Below are 20057 nucleotides of genomic sequence, written 5' to 3' on the forward strand. Positions count from 1 at the left end.
GTATTGAGTAATGAGTATTATAGAGTGATAGGTATCACGTGTAATAGCTCAATACTATTATTTATAACTTCTTTGTTTTAATTCTATCTCTTTGAACTCTAACTGCTCTTTATGTAAAACAGCATCAGAGGGCTCGCCTTTAAATTCCCAAGCAGAAACAAATGCAAAATCTTTGTCATTACGTTTCGCTTCTCCTTTTTGTTCGCCATCTAGTTCAACGGACTCTTCTCTAAAGTGTCCACCACAAGATTCGTCTCTCTCAAGCGCATCTTTAGCAAATAACTCTCCTAATTCTAAGAAGTCAGCCACACGACCAGCTTTTTCAAGTTCGGCATTTAGTTCGTCTGATGTTCCAGGAACACTTACGTTTTTATAGAAATCTTCACGTAAAGCTTTAATTTCTGCCATGGCTTCTGTTAAACCTGCAGCGTTACGAGACATTCCACATTTATCCCACATGATTTTACCTAATTTCTTATGGTAATAATCAACAGAGTGAGACCCTTTATTATTGATAAAGAAATCAATTTTATCGGTTACAGATTTTTCCGCTTCATCGAACTCAGGAGTATTCGTTGGAATTTTTCCTGTTCTAATTTCGTGAGAAAGATAATCGCCAATCGTGTATGGCAATACAAAATATCCATCGGCCAGACCTTGCATTAAGGCAGAAGCTCCAAGTCTGTTTGCACCGTGATCAGAGAAGTTAGCTTCACCAATACAGTATAAACCTTGAACAGTAGTCATTAAGTTGTAATCTACCCAAACACCACCCATAGTATAGTGAACAGCAGGGTAAATCATCATTGGTGTTTTGTACGGATCTTGATCTACGATTTTTTCGTACATCTGGAAAAGGTTTCCGTATTTAGCTTTTACAATAGCTGCACCTAATTCATATAATTTTTCAGCAGAAGCATTTTCAATATTATGGATTTTTGCTTGCTCAACACCATAACGTTGTATGGCAGTTGCAAAATCTAAATAAACAGCTTCGCCAGTTGCATTTACGCCATATCCAGCATCACAACGTTCTTTCGCAGCTCTTGATGCCACATCACGTGGTACCAAGTTACCAAACGCTGGGTAACGACGCTCTAAGTAGTAATCTCTTTGGTCTTCAGATAAATCTGTTGGCTTTTTCTTTCCTTCGCGAATTGCCATTACATCCTCTAAATTTTTAGGAACCCAAATACGACCATCATTACGTAATGACTCCGACATTAAGGTTAATTTAGATTGATAATCACCAGAACGTGGAATACACGTTGGGTGAATTTGCGTATAACAAGGGTTTGCAAAAAATGCTCCTTTTTTGTGTATTTTCCAAGCTGCGGTAGCGTTAGATCCCATTGCATTGGTAGATAAGAAATATACATTTCCGTATCCTCCAGAAGCAATAACAACCGCATGTGCAGAGTGGCGTTCTATTTTTCCTGTAACTAAGTCACGTGCAATAATACCTCTTGCTTTACCGTCAACCTTAACAACATCTAGCATTTCATGACGGTTGAACGGGGTAATTTTACCACGTGCAATTTGTCTATTCATTGCAGAATATGCCCCTAATAATAATTGTTGTCCAGTTTGTCCTTTTGCATAAAAAGTACGAGAAACTAATACACCACCAAAGGAACGGTTGTCTAATAATCCACCATAATCACGTGCAAACGGAACTCCTTGTGCAACACATTGGTCAATGATATTTCCAGAAACTTCTGCTAATCGGTACACGTTAGCTTCACGAGAACGGTAATCTCCACCTTTTACCGTGTCATAAAATAAACGGTAGGTAGAATCGCCATCTCCTTGATAGTTTTTTGCTGCGTTAATACCTCCTTGTGCAGCAATTGAGTGTGCTCTACGTGGAGAATCTTGGTAACAAAATGTTTTAACGTTATAGCCAAGCTCTGCTAAAGTAGCAGCGGCAGAACCACCAGCTAAACCCGTTCCAACAACAATAACATCAATATTACGCTTGTTTGCAGGGTTAACTAAATCAATATGATTTTTATAATCGGTCCATTTATCCTTTAATGAGCCTTTTGGTACTTTTGAGTCTAATACAGACATAAGTAATAGTATTAATGATTAAAATGATGAAAAAGGGCAATTATTATAAATCCTAAAGGAATTATAATAGCATACGCTTTACCGAAAATTTGTAATTTTTCTTTTCTCATAGACGAAACACCTGCAGATTGGAATGCAGAACTGAAACCGTGCATAAGGTGTAACGATAAAAATACAAATGCAATAACATAAGCGCCAACCCTTAGTGGATTCACGAACTTATGCGTTAATTCTTCATAATAACGGAAACCTTCACCATCTGCTAATAATCCAGACATATCGCCTTGAATATATTTAGTATTAATTTCTGGAAGCCAGAAATCAATAAAGTGAAGCACTAAAAAGGCTAAAATAGCCAATCCGCTATAAATCATGTTTCTACTCATCCAGCTAGAATTAGCTGCTCCATTATTCTTAGCGTATTTTGCTACTCTAGCATTTCTGTTTTTAATTTCTAAAATGAAACCCATTATAAAATGGTACATCACTCCAAAAATTAAAATTGGTTGCAATAGATATTGTACCGCCCAGAATGTTCCCATAAAATGAGATGCTTCATTAAATGCATCTGGACTAAAAACCGATAAAATATTAATTGCAAAATGCTGAAGTAGAAAAAACATTAAGAAGAAAGCAGAAAGTGCCATGGCATACTTTCTACCAATCGAAGATTTGAAAAATCCGCTCATTAGTTGTTAGTTTTTTTTACAAATTTACAGTACTGACAAGTTATTAACAAACTTTACTAATAAATCCTACTCTTATTTAGAATCAGAATAAGTAATTGGTTGACCACTTTGGAGATTTATTACTAAATGCTACTAAAACGTTTGAAATTTATGCTTCGCAACGAAAATCTTCTTCCAAAAAACAAAGCGAATAATCTATTGCAGGTTTTTTAATTGCTTAATTTGATGCGCAAGAGGTGTTTTTAAGGATAAAATTTACACTAAAACCAATTTTGAATTTAAGATATAGGATTTCAAAGTTAAAAAAACAAATTTGGGTCGTCTGTTTGGTTGTTTGACTATTTGCAATTAAAGTTGGGTAGAATCAATTGACCTTAATTTTAATTCCTATAAATCAGAAAAAACAGTAAGTATAGTTATTAAAAACCTTTTCTATTAATGGCGAACGAATAGCAAGAGAAAATTAACTTTTGCCTACTATTTTTCTCAAAATTAAAAAGTAGACTTACCTGCGCGAGTACCGCTCTTGCCTATACAGCAAATCACTCCAAATCTTTCAATTGAATAGACAATGCTTTGGTTGATAGTTGCACTTCTATAAATGACAAGATAAGCGAGGTCATTAAGGCTAAAAGGCTTATTCCGAAAACTAGTTTTGCCCAAAAATCTAGTTGAACATAAATTAAAAACATGCTAATTACTGCTAAAAGGAAGCTGAAAATAGCCACTGCTTGCATGTTTTTAATGATCACTAGACGTTTTCTAAGTTTTTGAACTTGTAAACTAACAGATGATGATGCCGTTTCTTGATATTTTTGATGCAGTTGTCTTATCAACGCAGCAATGGCTAAATACCGTGCGTTGTATGCTAGCATGGTTAGTGAAATTGCTGGGAAAAGTAAAGCAGGAATACCTAATGTTAAATCCATAATTCAATAATTAATCGGTGGCGACTCCAAAATATAGCCATTCTACATTTTCGTCAAAAGGATTGTGTTGTGCATGAATTTCACCAGGTTCAATAGTGATGCAGTCTCCTTTTTCTACGATGAACTTTTTAGAATTTACTGTAAATTCTGCTTTACCACTTTGAATGTAGAATACTTCAAACATGGTATCGTGTTTGTGTAATTCTACAGACTGTCCTGGTGTAAATACGGCACTACCATACATCATAAGCTGAGGAATTTCTCCCTTAGCTATAAATACTTTCTTTTTGATTTCTGTATTATGAGAAACGCCAAGTTCTGGTAGTGCCGTAGTTTTAGATATTTTCATTTCTGTTGTTTACTATTCAATCTCGAAAGCAATTACTTCTTTTATCCCTTTCCCCGTTAACTTAACAGTGTATTTTCCTTTTGGCAAATATGTTTTACCATTATTGGCTTCTTTTAATTCGGTTTTCACCTTCTTTAGATATGCTGATTTTCCAGATTTAGAAAACGCTAAATCGTAAGACAATAGATTAAACCCTTTATCTGTTTGTATTGAAGTGTTGCTTACTTCTACACCATTGCTTGCAAGTATGCTCGCTTCTAAGGTTTCTGGAGTATTTGTGAAAAAACTAAGATCTAAACCTGGTGTTTGTGGTTCGCCCCAAGTACTCCAAGAAGATCCCCATCTAGTAGAATACTTAATATTTTCTGGCTGAAAAACATGTATCTCTTTAAGGAGTATCTCAGAAGTCATTTTCTGTAAATTACTAATATCGGCCTTATAAATACTACGCCCGTGAGTACCTACGATTAAATGTTTTGCTTCGGGTTGAATGACTAAATCGTGAATCGCAACATTGGGGATGTCGTTTTGAAAAACTTCCCAAGATTCACCTCTGTTTAAGGATATATATAAGCCATTGTCTGTTCCAACAAATAATAAATTTTCGTTTTCAGGGTCTTCTATAATAACATTTACAGGAGAAGAAGGGATATTATTGGCAATGTCTTGCCATGTTTTTCCAAAATCGTCACTTACGTAAATATAAGCCTCAAAATCATCACTTCGGTATCCATTTAAAGTGGCGTAAATGCGTTCTTTTTTATGTTTGGAAGCGAGGACTCGTGTCACCCAAAGGTTTTTTGGTAATGAGTTAGCGATGTTATCCCAGCTACCGCCACCATTTTGTGTCATATATACCAAACCATCGTCACTACCCGTATAGATTAAGCCGAATTTAAATGGAGATTCTGATAGGGTAGTTAAAGTTCCAAAAGCTACATTGCCTTCTTTGCCTCCGTTGGTTAAATCTGTAGATATGGTTTCCCAATCTGTTCCTTGGTTTAGGGACCTATGTAATTTATTGCCTCCTAAGTAAAGTATGTCTTGATTGTGAGAAGATAGTAGAATAGGAGTTTGCCAATTAAAACGGTAAGGTGTTTCTCCCAATTCGTGTTTAGGCTGAATATAATCTCGTTTTTTGTTTTCTAAATCTAAACGAAAGTAGTTTCCAAACTGAAAACCAGTATATATAATATTCGCATTCCGGTTATCTATTTGAACTTGCATACCGTCTCCACCCAAAATAGATTTCCAAGGATAATCTCCAGTTTGATGCCAAGCTGTGCTTTCTTCTGCTGTATTCGGACCTTTCCAGACGCCATTGTCTTGAAGACCGCCATAGATATTATAGGGTTTTTCGTTATCGACATTAATAGCATAGAATTGGCCCACGGCAGGAGTGTTGCTTTTAATCCAATTGGCGCCATCATCGTAGGAGATATTTACGCCACCATCATTTCCATTTATTAAATGACCAGACATTTTAGGGTTTACCCATAATGCATGATGATCCGCATGAACATTATCACCATTAATAGAAATATAGGTTTTTCCGCCATCATCGGACCTGATGATAGGTACTCCAGCAAGATAGATTTTATCAACATTGCTAGGGTCTACATTTATTTGAGCAAAGTAATATCCATAGCTGTAAAACAAATCATCTATGTAATTTTCGTTTTGTTTTTCCCATGTAATTCCTCCATCATTACTTCTGTAGACTTCTGCGCCAATTACTGGGGTATCAAAAAGCATGGAGTTGGCGTCTTCTAAATATTTCGCTAAATCTATTGGTTTTACACTTCCGCTACGCACCAATTGTTTTACATTATCTGCTCGGTATTTTTCTTGAAAACCATTAGTTTTCAGGTACTCGTTTAGTTTTTTGTCTTCTATTTTTAAAAGATCGTCGGCGGTCATCGACTTAAAATCTTCTTTCGTTAATCCCTCAGATTTTTTTAATGATGCTAATTTTTCTCTTCTAGATTGGTTGTCATGAACAGCATAAACGGTATTTTCATCAAAAACAGCTAGACCAATTCTGCCGACACCTTCGCCAGTAGGAAAGCCGCTTGTAGGTGTAGTTACTTTTGTCCAAGTAGTACCTGCGTCGGTACTTTTGTAAATTCCTGAACCATTGCCATTCCCTATGAAATCCCATGCCTTTCTACCTTTTTCCCATGTGGCCGCGTACATGATGTTAAAATTATTAGGAGCAAAAGCAACATCTATAACACCTGTCGTAGTATTAACAAATAGGGTTTTTTTCCAGGATTTACCGCCATCTGTTGTTTTGTAAATTCCACGTTCTTCATTGTCAGAATACAAATGACCGGTAGCGCCAACAATTACATCGTCTGCATTGTTAGGGTTTATAAGTATTCTTCCGATATGTTGAGAATCTAATAAGCCAGCATTTTCCCATGTTTTTCCTTGATCTGTAGATTTTAAGATACCAATTCCGGCATAAGAAGATCTGGAAGCGTTATTTTCTCCAGTACCTACCCAGATAATACCATTATTCCAGTCTACAGCAATATCACCTACATTTTGAGTGGGAGCATTGTCTAAAATAGGAATAAAGGTGGTGCCATTGTTCTTCGTGTGCCAAACGCCTCCAGAGGCATAACCTACGTAAAATTCTGTAGGGTTTTTGGGGTTCACATCAACATCTACGACGCGCCCACTCATTACAGTAGGGCCTACATTGGTAAAAGGTATGTTTTTTACAATGGAACTATTTGTTAATTGTTCTTTTTGGCGCAATGCATTTGCAATATCTTCTGAGCTTGAAGGAGCGTTTTGTGCAAAAATAAACGTAGCAGAAAGGAATAGGGGTAAGCCTAAAAATTTGTTCATAATGTGTTGGTTGTAATTAGTCATCGGAAAGTTAAGAAATCTAGCGTAAAGATTACAAGGACTTGACTTTAAATGAGAAAATATTACCTTTCTATTAACAGGGGCTTGTGTGTATTAATTCTTACTTTTGAAGTGATTAAAAGTTATAGGCGTTTTAATTCGCAATTCTTACGATTTATATGTCGCGGCAATGTATAGCTGATTTTAATAAAAAAATATCTTTTACAAATGAAATACGATTTAATAAAAAATTCACTTTTTATAAAAAACAGAAAGAAATTTATGGCAGCTATGCTTCCTAAAAGTATAGCTGTTTTTAACTCTAACGATGTGTATCCTATAAGTGCAGATGCCACAATGCCTTTTGAGCAACACCGAGATATATTTTACCTTTCGGGAGCAGATCAAGAAGAAACTATTTTAGTTTTATTTCCTGATGCCTTAAATAAGAAACACCGCGAAGTACTTTTTGTTCGTGAAACAAATGAGCATATTGCGGTTTGGGAAGGAGAGAAACTGACGAAAGAAAAGGCAACTTTGGTTTCTGGGATAGAAACAGTATACTGGTTGTCCGATTTTGAAAAGATTTTCTTCGATTTGATGACGGAAGCAAGTACAATCTATTTTAATACTAATGAGCATTACCGCCAAGCGGTAGAAACGCAAACCAGAGAAGACCGTTTTATTCAGAAATGTAAATTACAATTCCCTGCACATCAATATGCAAAAAGCAATCCTATTTTACAGGAAATTAGAGGCGTAAAAGAACCGGAAGAATTGGCGTTAATGCAAACGGCTTGTAATATCACAGAAAAAGGATTTAGAAGATTGCTTGGTTTTGTTAAGCCAGATGTATGGGAGTATGAAATTGAAGCAGAACTCTTGTATGAATTTATTCGCAATAGATCTAAAGGTTTTGCGTATACCCCAATTATAGCATCAGGAAATAATGCCAATGTACTTCATTATATAGAGAACAACCAGCAATGTAAAGCGGGCGATTTAATTTTGATGGATGTCGCAGCGGAATATGCCAACTACTCAAGTGATTTGACTAGAACCATTCCTGTTAGTGGAAAATTTACGCCAAGACAAAGAGAAGTGTACGATGCTGTCCTACGTGTTAAAAATGAAGCAACTAATATGTTGGTTCCAGGAACTATCTGGTCAGAATATCATAAAGAAGTGGGTAAAATAATGACTTCGGAATTAATCGGACTTAAATTACTCGATAAGGCAGATGTGAAAAATGAAAATCCAGAATGGCCAGCTTATAAAAAATACTTCATGCATGGTACGAGTCACCATATAGGATTAAATACCCATGATTACGGTGCGTTAAAAACACCAATGAAAGCAAATATGGTATTTACGGTGGAGCCAGGAATTTATATTCCAAATGAAAATATGGGAATTCGTTTAGAAGATGATGTCGTAATTCAAGAAAAAGGAGCTCCCTTTAATTTGATGCAAAACATTCCTATCGAAGCAGACGAGATTGAAAATTTAATGAATAAAAACTAATGTTTTCCAATGATTATAGATGTTCATACGCATATAAATAACTACCATGAAGATCGTGTAGTTTCTCTTGAAGAGTGTTTAGATAAGCTTACACAGACCATGATTGAGAATAACGTAGATTATTCTTTGGTTCTAACCTCCTATAAGGTAAATGAACACAGGCCAAGTACAAAGCAAGTCGTTGAGGCCATAAGTGGGAGAGATAATTTGGGGGTTGTAGCAGGTATAAGCTACCTTAATTATACGTATAGAGACTTAAGAGAAATAGGCGATTATTTGGAGCAAGGACTGATAAAGGCCTTGAAATTTTATCCTGGATATGAGCCTTTTTATCCGAACGATATTCGGTTAAAAGTGGTGTATGAAATGGCATTAGAGTATGATGTTCCAGTAATGTTTCATTCAGGAGATACCTATGCGCCAACGGGTAGAATTAAATATTCTCATCCTATTCATATTGATGATTTGGCTGTAGATTATCCAGACTTGAAGATTGTTATTTGCCATGTAGGAAATCCGTGGATTAAAGATTGTATGGAAGTAGTCTATAAGAATAAGAATGTGTATGCAGATATTTCTGGATTGGTATTGGGTGATTTTTCTACCAAATTTGAGAAATACATGAAGAAAGGTATCGAAGAAATGATTACGTATGCAGGGAATCCAAAGTATTTACTTTATGGTACAGATTGGCCCATCTCTAATATGAAATCATATTTAAAATTCATGAAGCACTTGAATATTCCTGAAGATAAGAAAGAATTAATTCTTTGGCAGAACGCTGCAGAATTGTATAAGATTGATATTTCTAAGTTGAAAAAATAAAAAACGACCCATAGCGGGTCGTTTTTTTATAAAAGTGTAAAATTTATAGTCCAGGAGACAATACCGTATCAATAACATGTATAAAGCCATTAGACTGCTTAGCATCAATAATAGTTACAGTGGCCATGTGGCCTGTTTCATCTATAAGCTTTAGGTTTTTACCGTCAAACATCGCTTTTAAAATTTTGCCATTCAACGTTTTAAATTCTGTTTTTCCTTTTCCTTTTTTTACCGCTTTGATTAAATCTTCTGAGGTATATTTTCCAACCAAAACATGGTATGTTAATATGGATTGCAGTTTTTCTTTATTTTCATTCTCTAATAATCCGTTTAGAGTGCCTTTTGATAATTTTTCAAAAGCAGTATCGGTTGGAGCAAAGACGGTATAAGGTCCTTCGCCTTGTAATGTTTGTTTAAGATCTGCAGCAATTATAGCGGCCGATAAAAGAGTATGATCTTTAGAATTTTGTGTATTGGAAACAATATCTTTATAGGGATGTGTCTCTAGGTTTTCAATATTTTTTGTTTCTTCTTCTATTTCCTTATCCTTTTTCGTTGACATATCTTGCCCAAAAGAGAAATTTGCAGCTAGGATAAAGACTGATAAGGATATAGATTTTAAAAATGCATTGGTTATCATGAAGAACTACTTTGTTTGATTATGTCATATCTACGGAGTTTTCCTCTTTAAGGTTTGCTTTTAAATTACCTTTATGAAGAGTTTAACTAAATACGGGGCGCACTTTTACTTTGACGCCTTATCTAAAATAGATATTTTCGCCCAGAAATCCGATTTTATTCTATTGTAAACGAACATATGAAAGAAATAATTACAACGATATTTTTTCTAATTGCAGTTATTGACCCTTTGGGCTCAGTGCCTGTTTATTTAGAAGCAACCAAAAATTTTGATAAAAAACATAAAAGAAAAATAGCGGTAAGAGCATCATTAATAGCTTTTGTAATCTTACTTTTTTTTATCGGGATTGGTCAATTAATTTTAGAAGGAATGGAAGTTTCTTTAGATGCATTTCAAATTTCTGGGGGTGTTATTCTTTTTCTATTTGCTTTAACAATGATCTTTGGTGATGGAAAACCCGAAAATGAAAAAAATCAGATTAAAGATTATAAGCATGTTTCCATTTTTCCGATTGCGATTCCTTCCATTGCATCGCCGGGAGCAATTATGGCGGTAGTGTTAATGACAAACAATAATATTTACTCGGTAGAGCAACAAGCCATAACTACAATTTTAGTGTTAATTGTGGTAGCCTTGACATGTTTACTGCTATTGGCTGCTAATGTAGTTCAGGAAAAAGTTGGCGAATATGGGATTACAGTGATTAGTAAAGTAATGGGGCTGATCTTGGCATCTTACGCTATCCAAAGTATTTTAACAGGTTTAAAAGAGTTCTTTACTATACTACATTAATTTGTGAGCAAGATGAAAAAATTTAAATTTCCGACAGCGCAAACCATCTTAATTGTTATCGCTTTATTGGTGGCTATTTTAACTTGGTTTATACCAGCAGGGAAATATGACTCATTAAAATATAATGCAGCCAATAACACATTTGAAATAAGTAGTACCACAGAAACAGAAACTATCCCTGCTACCCAAGAGCGTTTAGCGCAACTAAATATTCAAATTCCATTAGAGAAATTTACCAGTGGGGCCATTTATAAACCTATTAACATCCCGAATACTTACACGCAGTTAACGGCAAACCCACAGGGATTTTCAGAATTTGTACAAGCACCAATAAAGGGGATTATAGAGGCTTCAGATATTATATTTCTTGTTTTAATCATTGGAGGGTTAATTGGGATTATGAATCATACCGGTGCTTTCGATGCAGGAATAGCCAGTTTGGCAAAAACACTAAACGGTCGCGAATATATTCTGATTATTGTGGTGACCACTTTGGTGGCTATTGGGGGAACAACTTTTGGTTTGTCTGAAGAAACCATGGCTTTCTACCCTATTTTAATTCCTGTTTTTTTAGCAGCAAAATATGATGCATTAGTGGGACTGGCTTCAATTTTTATTGGTTCAGCTGTTGGTTGTTTGTTTAGTATCACCAATCCTTTTGCTACAATTATTGCCTCTGATGCTGCGGGAATAAGTTGGACAACAGGGATGATGGGACGTTCCGTAATGTTGTTACTCTGTCTAATTGTCTGCATTGTCTATATTCTTCAATATGCTAAAAAGGTAAAAAAGGACCCTACCAAGTCCTTGATTTATGACCAGAAGGAAGAAATGAATGCGGCTTTTGGCCTGAAAACAGAAAAATTGTTAGTGCTCTCGCCACGATTAAAATTTATATTAATCGTTTTTTCATTATCCTTTGTGGTCATGATTATCGGGGTGTCTTTTTTAGATTGGTGGTTTATAGAAATGACCAGTACGTTTTTAGTAGCGGCAATACTTATTGGAATCATTGGGAGAATTAAAGAGCATCAATTTGTAGAGGCTTTTGCAAAAGGAGCAGGAGAGTTATTGAGTGTTGCCTTCATCATCGGGATTGCACGTGGGGTTACTACTCTTATGAACGATGGATTAATCAGTGATACCGTATTGTATTATGCTAGTACCGCTACTGAGGGAATGAATAAAGGAGTTTTTGCAAACCTATTGATGTTTATCTATTCTGGCTTGGCTTTTTTTATTCCTTCACAATCAGGTATGGCAGTATTGACCATGCCAATTATGTCTCCTTTGGCAGATACGGTAGGTGTTGGGCGTGAGGTGGTGGTAAATTCTTATTTGTATGGTATTGGTTTATTTTATTTTATTAATCCAACTAGCATGATCTTGGCGGCGCTTTCTGTAGTTAAGATTGGATATAATAAATGGCTGAAATTTGTATGGCCATTACTTTTAATTTTAACAGTATTGTCAATGCTGTCGTTGACTGTTTCCGTTTATCTGTGATATTTTGTATAATGGGGTTCTGTTCTTGAAAGCGTACCTTTGTTATAGTATTAAATTAAAAAAACAATGTTATGCTTGGTTTAAAGTTAGCAACAGACCCGCGTTGGGCCAAATTAGTTGAGACCAATATTGAAGAAATATTGACAGACCATGCATGGTGTGAGCAAAAAGCTGCTACAAACGCAATTACGATAATTTCATTAAATTCTGAGCATGAAGAATTGGTGACCGAATTGTTGAAGCTTGCACAAGAAGAGTTGGAGCATTTTCAAATGGTACATGACATTATTAAAAAACGCGGATATACTTTAGGAAGAGAACGTAGAGATAGTTATGTGAATGAATTGTTTAAAGTGCAAATGAAAGGCGGTAGCCGCCAACAAGCTTTAGTAAATAGGTTATTATTCTCTGCTATGATTGAAGCGCGCAGTTGTGAACGCTTTAAAGTGTTATCTGAAAATATTAAAGACGAAGAATTATCTAAATTCTATAAAGATTTAATGATCAGTGAGGCTGGTCATTATACTACATTCCTGGGTTTTGCACGTAAGTATGGTGGCGGTATTGATGTAGATGCACTTTGGAAAGAATTGCTAGTTGCAGAGGGTGAAATCATTAAAAACTATGGCAAGTCAGAGTCTATTCATGGGTAGGTTTCTTACTTCCTAATACATTTACAATAGCAAAAGTTAAAAATGCGGGTATTACCCAACCCATATTGTATTCACTAAGGGGGATGTATTCTTTTAGACTAATAACTTCATTAGCATATCCTATTGTGCTTAAAAAATCTGGAATACTGAAAACTGCAGTTACGATGATAACACTTCTAAAAACTAGTGTAGATGCATATTTATCAGGTAGAATGTTTAGTAAGATTAATACTATGGTAATAGGGTAGATAAACATTAATGCAGGTAAGGCTACAGTAATAATATAGGCCACATTAAATTGCCCCATAGCTACACCCAACACACAACCAAGTATTGCTGTAATGATATAGGCTACTTGAGAATCATTAAACAAATGTCTTATAAAATCAGATGTTCCTGTGACAATACCTACGGCAGTAGTAAAACATGCGAGGCTTACCAAAATACTCAAAAACAAGTTTGCTGTACTTCCTAGGGTTTTTATGCTAATGCCATTTAAAAGTGCGGTTCGTGTAATGTCTGCATCAAACTGATTGTGCATTACGGCTCCAGTAAATATTAAGCCTGCATAAATAACAAAAAGAGCAAGGCCAGCTAACCACCCTGCTTTTCGAATTAGAGATTTTTTTTCATCAAAGGTCTTTTCTTTGTTGCTAATGTTTACTGAGACGATGATTACACCTCCAACCACAACCGCGCCTATAGCGTCAAACGTTTGATAGCCTTCTAAAATGCCGTGGGTAAACGGACTATCAAAATGAGTATTTCCAAAATTGGAATCGAAATAAAAGACAGTAATACCTATAATGGCTAATAATATAAGGATGATGGCCGGAGTTAAGAGTTTTCCTAAGATATTCAATAGTTTAGATCTGTTCATGACGAAAACAAATACTAGAGAAAAGTAAATAATGCTAGTCACTATATAGGGTGAGTCAAAAAATGGCTGTACAGCTATTTCATGGGTTACAGATGCTGTTCTAGGAGAGGGTAGGCTTACGGAGATAGCATATATTAATATAGAATACATTAGGCTAAAGGTGCGCGACACTTTTTTTCCGAAATCGAATATGGTTCCTTGGATCTTAGCGTGTGCCAAAATTCCGAAAAGAGGAATTAAAACAGCAGATAAACAAAAACCTAAAGCTACTAGCCACCACATGTTTCCAGATTGAAATCCTAAAAGAGGGGGGAATATTAAATTACCAGCTCCAAAAAATAAAGAAAAAAGGGCAAAGGCTGTTACTAAGGTTTCTTTGGTGTTTTGCATACGTAGGAAATATAAGGAGGAAAGATACTAGAAAATATCACGAGGAGCACGTGTATTTTATCGATGATTTAAGTATTTAAACGAATAAATGTGCTGTTTATCATTTTCGTAAAAAAATAATAGCGTGGTATTCAATAAAACACTAAGAACATCGTTCTAACTACAGAGCAATTACAAAATGTTTTTGCGACCCAATTTTATAACAATCATTTGCAATACTATAAGTTCCCAAGGCTTACGTGCATCATAAAAAACCTAAACTATGAAGAAAGTAATTTCTAGCTGCGGCTCCAAATTTAACGCCTTTTGCTGTACTATTTTCGGACATCATTATACCATGTCAAGAAAAGTAACTTCTCATATTAAAGAATACAAATGTCTTCATTGTGAAAAACAGGTGACTACAGATGCTAACGGAAAATTGGCACGATTAACACCAGAAATGAAAGATATTAATGCAACTTTAGAAAATTTATATCAAAAAAGACATCGAGCGTCACACCAGCAAGTGGCGTAATTTATGCTTGGCAAATGAATTTCAGCCCTTAATGGCTTAGAAATTTAAAAGTAATTCCTGATTGTATTCGATATTTTGTTTTTCGTCTTGTGCCCTAAGACTTAGCAAAGGTATGTCGTTTATTCTCGGGAATTCTTCTTTTTACTATTCGCTAAAAGAATTCCAGCCTTGTGCCGTTAACCCAATTTTTGATCCGCTTCTCGTCACCATATTTGCACCTAAACTTTTATCTGTCATATGACCGATAACCGTTAAATTAGGATTACCCTTTATTTTATCAAAGTCTTTTTGATCTATTGTGAAAAGTAATTCATAATCTTCGCCACCACTTAAAGCAACAAGAGTACTGTCCATCCCAAATTCTTCACAAGAAGAGATAACAGTAGGATCTAGAGGTATTTTATCTTCATATAAATCGCAACCAACTTCGCTCTGCTTACATATATGCAGTATTTCAGAAGAAAGTCCATCACTAATATCAATCATAGAAGTAGGTTTAACTTCTAATTGTACTAAAAGTTCCACGATATCTTTTCGTGCTTCTGGCTTTAATTGTCGTTCCACAATGTAGGAGTACGGCTCTAAGTCTGGCTGGCTGTTAGGGTTCACTTTATACACTTCTTTTTCACGCTCAAGCACTTGAAGTCCCATATAAGCCCCGCCTAAATCCCCAGAAACCACCAATAAATCATTGGGTTTTGCGCCATTTCGGTAAGTAATATCTGCTTCATTAGCAGTTCCTACAGCAGTTACACTAATTAATAAACCTGTTTTAGAAGACGTGGTGTCTCCGCCTACAAGATCTACATTGTATGTTTTTGTTGCCAATTCTATTCCGGCATAAAGTTCTTCCAATGCTTCTAAAGGAAATCTGTTTGAAACCGCTACCGAAACCGTAATTTGCGTAGGGGTTGCATTCATAGCATAGATGTCAGACAAATTAACCATAATAGACTTATAGCCTAAATGTTTTAGGGGCATGTACGCTAAATCAAAGTGTACACCTTCAATTAATAAATCAGTAGAAAGGACGGTTTTTTTATCTTTTAGATCAAGAACAGCAGCATCATCACCAATTGCCTTAAGTGTTGATTCTTGTTTACTTTCAAACGATTTTGTTAAATGTTCTATTAAACCAAATTCGCCCAATTCTTCTAACGAAGTTTTCTTCTGATTTTTATCTTCTATCATGCTGCAAAAATACATAGTATTCCCTTAAAATGAAATGCTTTAGGGATAAAGTAGTAAGATATAATAGATTATAAAATGTACTATAGATTACTATTATATTATCATACGTTATATTAATGTTAGTTAACATGGAAAAAAGCGACATATACCTTATATTTGTAAATTATTTAGAATTAATCCAATTAATATGATTCAAGTATCGGAGACGGCAAAAAAAAGAGTGATTTTGCTTATGGAAGATGAGGGTTTTGATGCAACTAAAGACTATGTACGCGTTGGCGTAAAGAGTGGCGGTTGCAGCGGACTATCTTACGAGCTAAAATTTGATGATAAAATAGGGGAAACAGATAAAGTTTTTGAAGACAATAATGTTAGAATTATTGTTGAGAAAAAAAGTTTTCTATATTTAGCAGGAACAGTATTAGAATATTCAGGAGGACTAAACGGTAAGGGTTTTGTTTTTAACAACCCTAATGCACAGCGTACTTGCGGTTGTGGCGAAAGTTTTTCATTATAGACTAAGTTTAGAATAGATAGATTAGAAAAATAAATTTCCTTTCGGGGAAGTAAAACGGGCTTATGGCATATACAGAAGAAGAGCTAAAGAAAGAATTAGAAACCAAAGAGTATGAATACGGTTTTTATACAGATATAGAGTCAGATACATTCCCAATCGGATTAAATGAAGATATTGTTCGTGCTATTTCAAAAAAGAAAAACGAACCACAATGGATGACCGATTGGCGTATTGAGGCGTATCGTGTTTGGGAAAAAATGGAAGAACCAGAATGGGCAAATGTTCATTATACAAAACCAGATTTCCAAGCAATATCTTATTATTCAGCTCCTAAAAAAAATGATCCAAATAAATCTTTGGATGATGTAGATCCGGAGTTATTAGAGATGTACAAGAAATTAGGGATTTCTGTTGACGAACAAAAAAAATTGCAAAATGTTGCTGTTGATATTGTTGTAGATTCAGTTTCTGTGGCTACAACGTTTAAAAAGACATTAGGTGAAAAGGGAATTATCTTTATGCCTATATCTGAAGCAATTCAAGAGCACCCAGAATTGGTAAAAAAATACATGGGTTCTATTGTTCCAACTACAGATAATTTTTATGCTGCCTTAAATTCGGCTGTATTTACAGATGGTAGTTTCTGTTACATTCCAAAAGGGGTACGTTGCCCAATGGAATTATCAACATATTTTAGAATCAACCAAGCGGGTACTGGTCAGTTCGAAAGAACTTTAGTAATTGCAGATGAAGGTAGTTACGTTTCTTATTTAGAAGGTTGTACTGCTCCATCACGTGATGAAAATCAATTACACGCAGCAGTCGTAGAGCTTATCGCTTTAGATGACGCTGAAATTAAATATTCTACCGTACAAAACTGGTTCCCTGGTAATAAAGAGGGTAAAGGTGGTGTGTACAACTTCGTGACTAAAAGAGCTTTGTGTGAGAAAAATGCAAAAGTTTCTTGGACACAAGTAGAAACAGGTTCTGCAGTAACATGGAAGTATCCTTCTTGTATTTTAAAAGGAGATAATTCTATTGGGGAGTTTTATTCTATTGCAGTTACCAATAACTACCAACAGGCAGATACGGGAACTAAAATGATTCACTTAGGAAAAAACACTAGAAGTACTATTATTTCTAAAGGTATTTCTGCTGGTAAATCTCAAAATAGTTACCGTGGTTTGGTTCAGGTAAATAGTAGGGCAGATAATGCACGTAATTTCTCGCAGTGCGATTCTCTTTTAATGGGGAATGAATGTGGTGCACACACATTCCCATATATAGAAGTAAAGAACAAAACTGCGCAAATAGAGCACGAAGCTACAACCAGTAAAATTGGCGAAGATCAATTGTTCTATTGCAACCAAAGAGGGATACCTACAGAAAAAGCAATTGCATTAATTGTAAATGGCTTTAGTAAAGAGGTGTTAAATAAACTACCAATGGAATTTGCTGTTGAAGCGCAGAAACTGTTGGAAATTAGTTTAGAAGGTTCGGTAGGATAAAAAATAATTAGAAAAAGATATTAAATCACAATCAGGATGTTACAAATAAAAAACCTACATGCAAGTGTAGAAGGTAAAGAAATCTTAAGAGGAATTAACTTAGAAGTTAAAGCAGGAGAAGTTCATGCAATTATGGGACCTAATGGTTCTGGTAAGAGTACATTGTCTTCTGTAATTGCTGGTAAAGAAGAGTTTGAAGTTACTGAAGGTCAAGTTATTTTAGAAGGTGAAGATTTAGAAGATGTTTCTCCAGAAGAAAGAGCACATAAAGGTATTTTTCTTTCTTTTCAATATCCTGTAGAAATTCCAGGAGTATCGGTAACTAACTTTATGAAAACTGCCATTAACGAAGGGCGTAAAGCTAAAGGATTAGAAGATATGCCAGCAAAAGATATGCTGAAATTGATTCGTGAAAAATCTGAAATGCTAGAAATAGACCGTAAGTTTTTGTCAAGATCATTAAATCAAGGTTTTTCTGGTGGAGAGAAAAAGCGTAACGAGATTTTTCAAATGGCAATGTTAGAACCAAAATTAGCCATCTTAGATGAGACTGATTCTGGTTTGGATATTGATGCTTTGCGTATCGTTGCAAATGGGGTGAATAAACTAAAGAGTAAAGACAACGCGGTAATCTTAATTACACACTACCAACGTTTGTTAGATTATATCGTTCCTGATTTTGTTCATGTTTTACACAATGGTAAAATCGTAAAATCTGGTGGTAAGGAATTAGCGCTAGAACTAGAAGAAAAAGGATACGATTGGATTAAAAATGAAGCGGTAGTTTAAAAAAGTAAATAGTATAACGTAGTAACTGTTTTACATTTACTATCTAATACTCCATACTTAATACTTATAATAATGGATTTAAAAGATAAATTAATTTCTTCATTTATGGCTTTTGAGAACAATGTTGATGTAGATCATCCTGTTCATGAAGTACGCTCAGAAGCAATGAAGAATTTTGAAGCAAAAGGTTTTCCTTCTAAAAAGGAAGAAGCTTGGAAGTACACTTCTTTAAATAACTTGCAGAAAATAGATTTCAGTATTTTTCCTAAAGAAGTAAATGCTTTAGAGTATAGAGATGTTAAAAAATACTTTATCAATGAAATTGACACCTATAAAATTGTATTTATAGATGGTATTTTTAGCTCTAATTTATCGGAAACAACGCATGATGGTGTTGATATTTGTTTGATGAGTTCTGCGCTTAATAAGCCAATGTACAAGCAAATTATCGATGTGTATTTTAATAAGGTAGCTTCAAAAGACGAGTCGCTTACCACATTGAATACTGCATTTAGTAAAGAGGGGGCTTATATTTATATCCCGAAGAACAAAATGCCTAAAAAGCCTATTGAAATATTGCATTTCGCAACAGGTAATGAAGCTTCTTTAATGTTACAACCGCGTAACTTAATTATTGTAGAAGAGAATGCTGAGGTTCAAATTATAGAACGTCATCAAAGCTTAACTTCAAATGAAGTGTTGACAAATTGTGTTACTGAAATTTTTGCAGCTAAAAGTTCTATTGTAGATTATTACAAAGTTCAGAATGATGCAGCTAATGCGTCATTAATTGACAATACTTATATTGATCAGAAGGATAAAAGTCTCGTAAAAATACATACGTTTAGTTTTGGAGGAAAATTAACGCGAAACAACCTTAATTTCTATCAAAACGGTGAATATATAGATTCTACCATGAAAGGGGTTACTATTTTAGGTGATAAACAACATGTAGATCATCATACTTTAGTGCATCATATAGAGCCTAATTGTGAAAGTCACCAAGATTACAAAGGGATCTATGGGGACAGTTCTACTGGGGTTTTCAATGGTAAAATTATTGTAGAAAAGTTGGCGCAAAAAACCAATGCTTTTCAGAAAAACAATAATATACTGATTAGTGATAAGGCTTCTATCAATACAAAACCTCAATTAGAGATTTTTGCAGATGATGTTAAGTGTTCTCACGGGTGTACTATTGGTCAGCTAGATGAAGATGCATTATTTTACTTACAGTCTCGTGGTATTCCTAAAAAGGAAGCTAGAGCCTTGTTAATGTATGCTTTTGCAAATAATGTTTTAGAAAGCGTTCGTATTCCAGAACTAAAAACAAGAATTAATAAGCTAATTGCTAATAAACTAGGGGTTAATCTTGGGTTTGATTTGTAATTAGGTTTAGTAGATAATACGTTATAGGCCTCGTATC

The 20057-nt window shown here is 34.9% G+C and carries 18 protein-coding genes; 10 read left to right on the plus strand and 8 right to left on the minus strand.

All coding sequences use genetic code 11. The features are described 5' to 3' along the window. Positions 1-57: 57 nt before the first annotated feature. The 5 genes from GQR94_RS08775 to GQR94_RS08795 form a co-directional block, all read right to left on the minus strand. Positions 58-2073, minus strand: coding sequence for a fumarate reductase/succinate dehydrogenase flavoprotein subunit (locus tag GQR94_RS08775; protein ID WP_158975139.1), 2016 nt, complete (start codon positions 2071-2073; stop codon positions 58-60). An 11-nt stretch (positions 2074-2084) separates the two neighbouring features. Further along, positions 2085-2762: a succinate dehydrogenase cytochrome b subunit gene (locus GQR94_RS08780; RefSeq protein ID WP_158975140.1), complete on the minus strand. Its 678-nt coding sequence runs from the start codon at positions 2760-2762 to the stop codon at positions 2085-2087. Positions 2763-3304: 542 nt separating this feature from the next. After that, positions 3305-3691 carry a DUF2721 domain-containing protein gene (locus tag GQR94_RS08785; protein WP_158975141.1) on the minus strand — a complete coding sequence of 129 codons (387 nt, stop codon included), beginning with the start codon at positions 3689-3691 and terminating at the stop codon, positions 3305-3307. A gap of 10 nt (positions 3692-3701) precedes the next feature. Further along, complete coding sequence (locus GQR94_RS08790; protein WP_158975142.1) at positions 3702-4040, minus strand: cupin domain-containing protein; 339 nt, start codon at positions 4038-4040, stop codon at positions 3702-3704. Between the two features lie 12 nt (positions 4041-4052). Then, on the minus strand, positions 4053-6899 hold the full coding sequence (locus tag GQR94_RS08795) for a glycosyl hydrolase (protein ID WP_199271551.1): 2847 nt from the start codon (positions 6897-6899) through the stop codon (positions 4053-4055). A 228-nt stretch (positions 6900-7127) separates the two neighbouring features. Here GQR94_RS08795 and GQR94_RS08800 point away from each other — a divergent pair, with 228 nt between their 5' ends. Beyond that, positions 7128-8423, plus strand: coding sequence for an aminopeptidase P family protein (locus tag GQR94_RS08800; protein WP_158975144.1), 1296 nt, complete (start codon positions 7128-7130; stop codon positions 8421-8423). Positions 8424-8432: 9 nt separating this feature from the next. Beyond that, the gene (locus tag GQR94_RS08805; protein ID WP_158975145.1) at positions 8433-9248 is read left to right on the plus strand and encodes an amidohydrolase family protein; all 816 of its coding nucleotides are present in this window, start codon (positions 8433-8435) and stop codon (positions 9246-9248) included. Positions 9249-9291: 43 nt separating this feature from the next. On the opposite strand, the gene GQR94_RS08810 is transcribed toward GQR94_RS08805, so the two are convergent. Beyond that, the gene (locus GQR94_RS08810; protein WP_158975146.1) at positions 9292-9888 is read right to left on the minus strand and encodes a fasciclin domain-containing protein; all 597 of its coding nucleotides are present in this window, start codon (positions 9886-9888) and stop codon (positions 9292-9294) included. Between the two features lie 177 nt (positions 9889-10065). Between GQR94_RS08810 and GQR94_RS08815 the strand changes: the two genes are divergently transcribed. The 3 genes from GQR94_RS08815 to GQR94_RS08825 all read left to right on the plus strand — a co-directional run bounded on the left by GQR94_RS08815 (position 10066) and on the right by GQR94_RS08825 (position 12839). Continuing rightward, positions 10066-10680, plus strand: a complete 615-nt coding sequence (locus GQR94_RS08815) for a MarC family protein (protein WP_158975147.1) — start codon at positions 10066-10068, stop codon at positions 10678-10680. 12 nt (positions 10681-10692) lie between these two features. After that, entirely contained in the window at positions 10693-12186 is a 1494-nt protein-coding gene (locus tag GQR94_RS08820; RefSeq protein ID WP_158975148.1) for a YfcC family protein, read from the plus strand. Between the two features lie 71 nt (positions 12187-12257). Then, positions 12258-12839 carry a tRNA-(ms[2]io[6]A)-hydroxylase gene (locus GQR94_RS08825; RefSeq protein WP_158975149.1) on the plus strand — a complete coding sequence of 194 codons (582 nt, stop codon included), beginning with the start codon at positions 12258-12260 and terminating at the stop codon, positions 12837-12839. Here the strand turns inward: GQR94_RS08825 and brnQ are convergent. Further along, positions 12826-14109, minus strand: a complete 1284-nt coding sequence (gene brnQ, locus GQR94_RS08830; RefSeq protein WP_158975150.1) for a branched-chain amino acid transport system II carrier protein — start codon at positions 14107-14109, stop codon at positions 12826-12828. The genes GQR94_RS08825 and brnQ overlap by 14 nt on opposite strands. A 262-nt stretch (positions 14110-14371) precedes the next feature. Between brnQ and GQR94_RS08835 the strand changes: the two genes are divergently transcribed. Next, positions 14372-14626 (plus strand): hypothetical protein, encoded by a 255-nt coding sequence (locus tag GQR94_RS08835; protein ID WP_158975151.1) that lies wholly within the window; start codon positions 14372-14374, stop codon positions 14624-14626. A 144-nt stretch (positions 14627-14770) separates the two neighbouring features. Here the strand turns inward: GQR94_RS08835 and thiL are convergent, their stop codons facing one another. Then, the gene (thiL, locus tag GQR94_RS08840) at positions 14771-15817 is read right to left on the minus strand and encodes a thiamine-phosphate kinase (RefSeq protein WP_158975152.1); all 1047 of its coding nucleotides are present in this window, start codon (positions 15815-15817) and stop codon (positions 14771-14773) included. 187 nt (positions 15818-16004) lie between these two features. Here thiL and GQR94_RS08845 point away from each other — a divergent pair, with 187 nt between their 5' ends. From GQR94_RS08845 to sufD, 4 genes are all read left to right on the plus strand, one after another. Next, positions 16005-16334 carry an iron-sulfur cluster assembly accessory protein gene (locus tag GQR94_RS08845; protein ID WP_013550402.1) on the plus strand — a complete coding sequence of 110 codons (330 nt, stop codon included), beginning with the start codon at positions 16005-16007 and terminating at the stop codon, positions 16332-16334. 62 nt (positions 16335-16396) lie between these two features. After that, positions 16397-17842 (plus strand): Fe-S cluster assembly protein SufB, encoded by a 1446-nt coding sequence (gene sufB / locus GQR94_RS08850; protein ID WP_158975153.1) that lies wholly within the window; start codon positions 16397-16399, stop codon positions 17840-17842. A gap of 36 nt (positions 17843-17878) precedes the next feature. Beyond that, complete coding sequence (sufC, locus tag GQR94_RS08855) at positions 17879-18631, plus strand: Fe-S cluster assembly ATPase SufC (RefSeq protein ID WP_158975154.1); 753 nt, start codon at positions 17879-17881, stop codon at positions 18629-18631. Positions 18632-18703: 72 nt separating this feature from the next. Beyond that, positions 18704-20020, plus strand: a complete 1317-nt coding sequence (gene sufD / locus GQR94_RS08860) for a Fe-S cluster assembly protein SufD (RefSeq protein ID WP_158975155.1) — start codon at positions 18704-18706, stop codon at positions 20018-20020. The last annotated feature ends 37 nt before the right edge of the window (positions 20021-20057 follow it).

Origin of the sequence: Cellulophaga sp. L1A9, assembly GCF_009797025.1 — a bacterium.
Taxonomy (GTDB): domain Bacteria; phylum Bacteroidota; class Bacteroidia; order Flavobacteriales; family Flavobacteriaceae; genus Cellulophaga.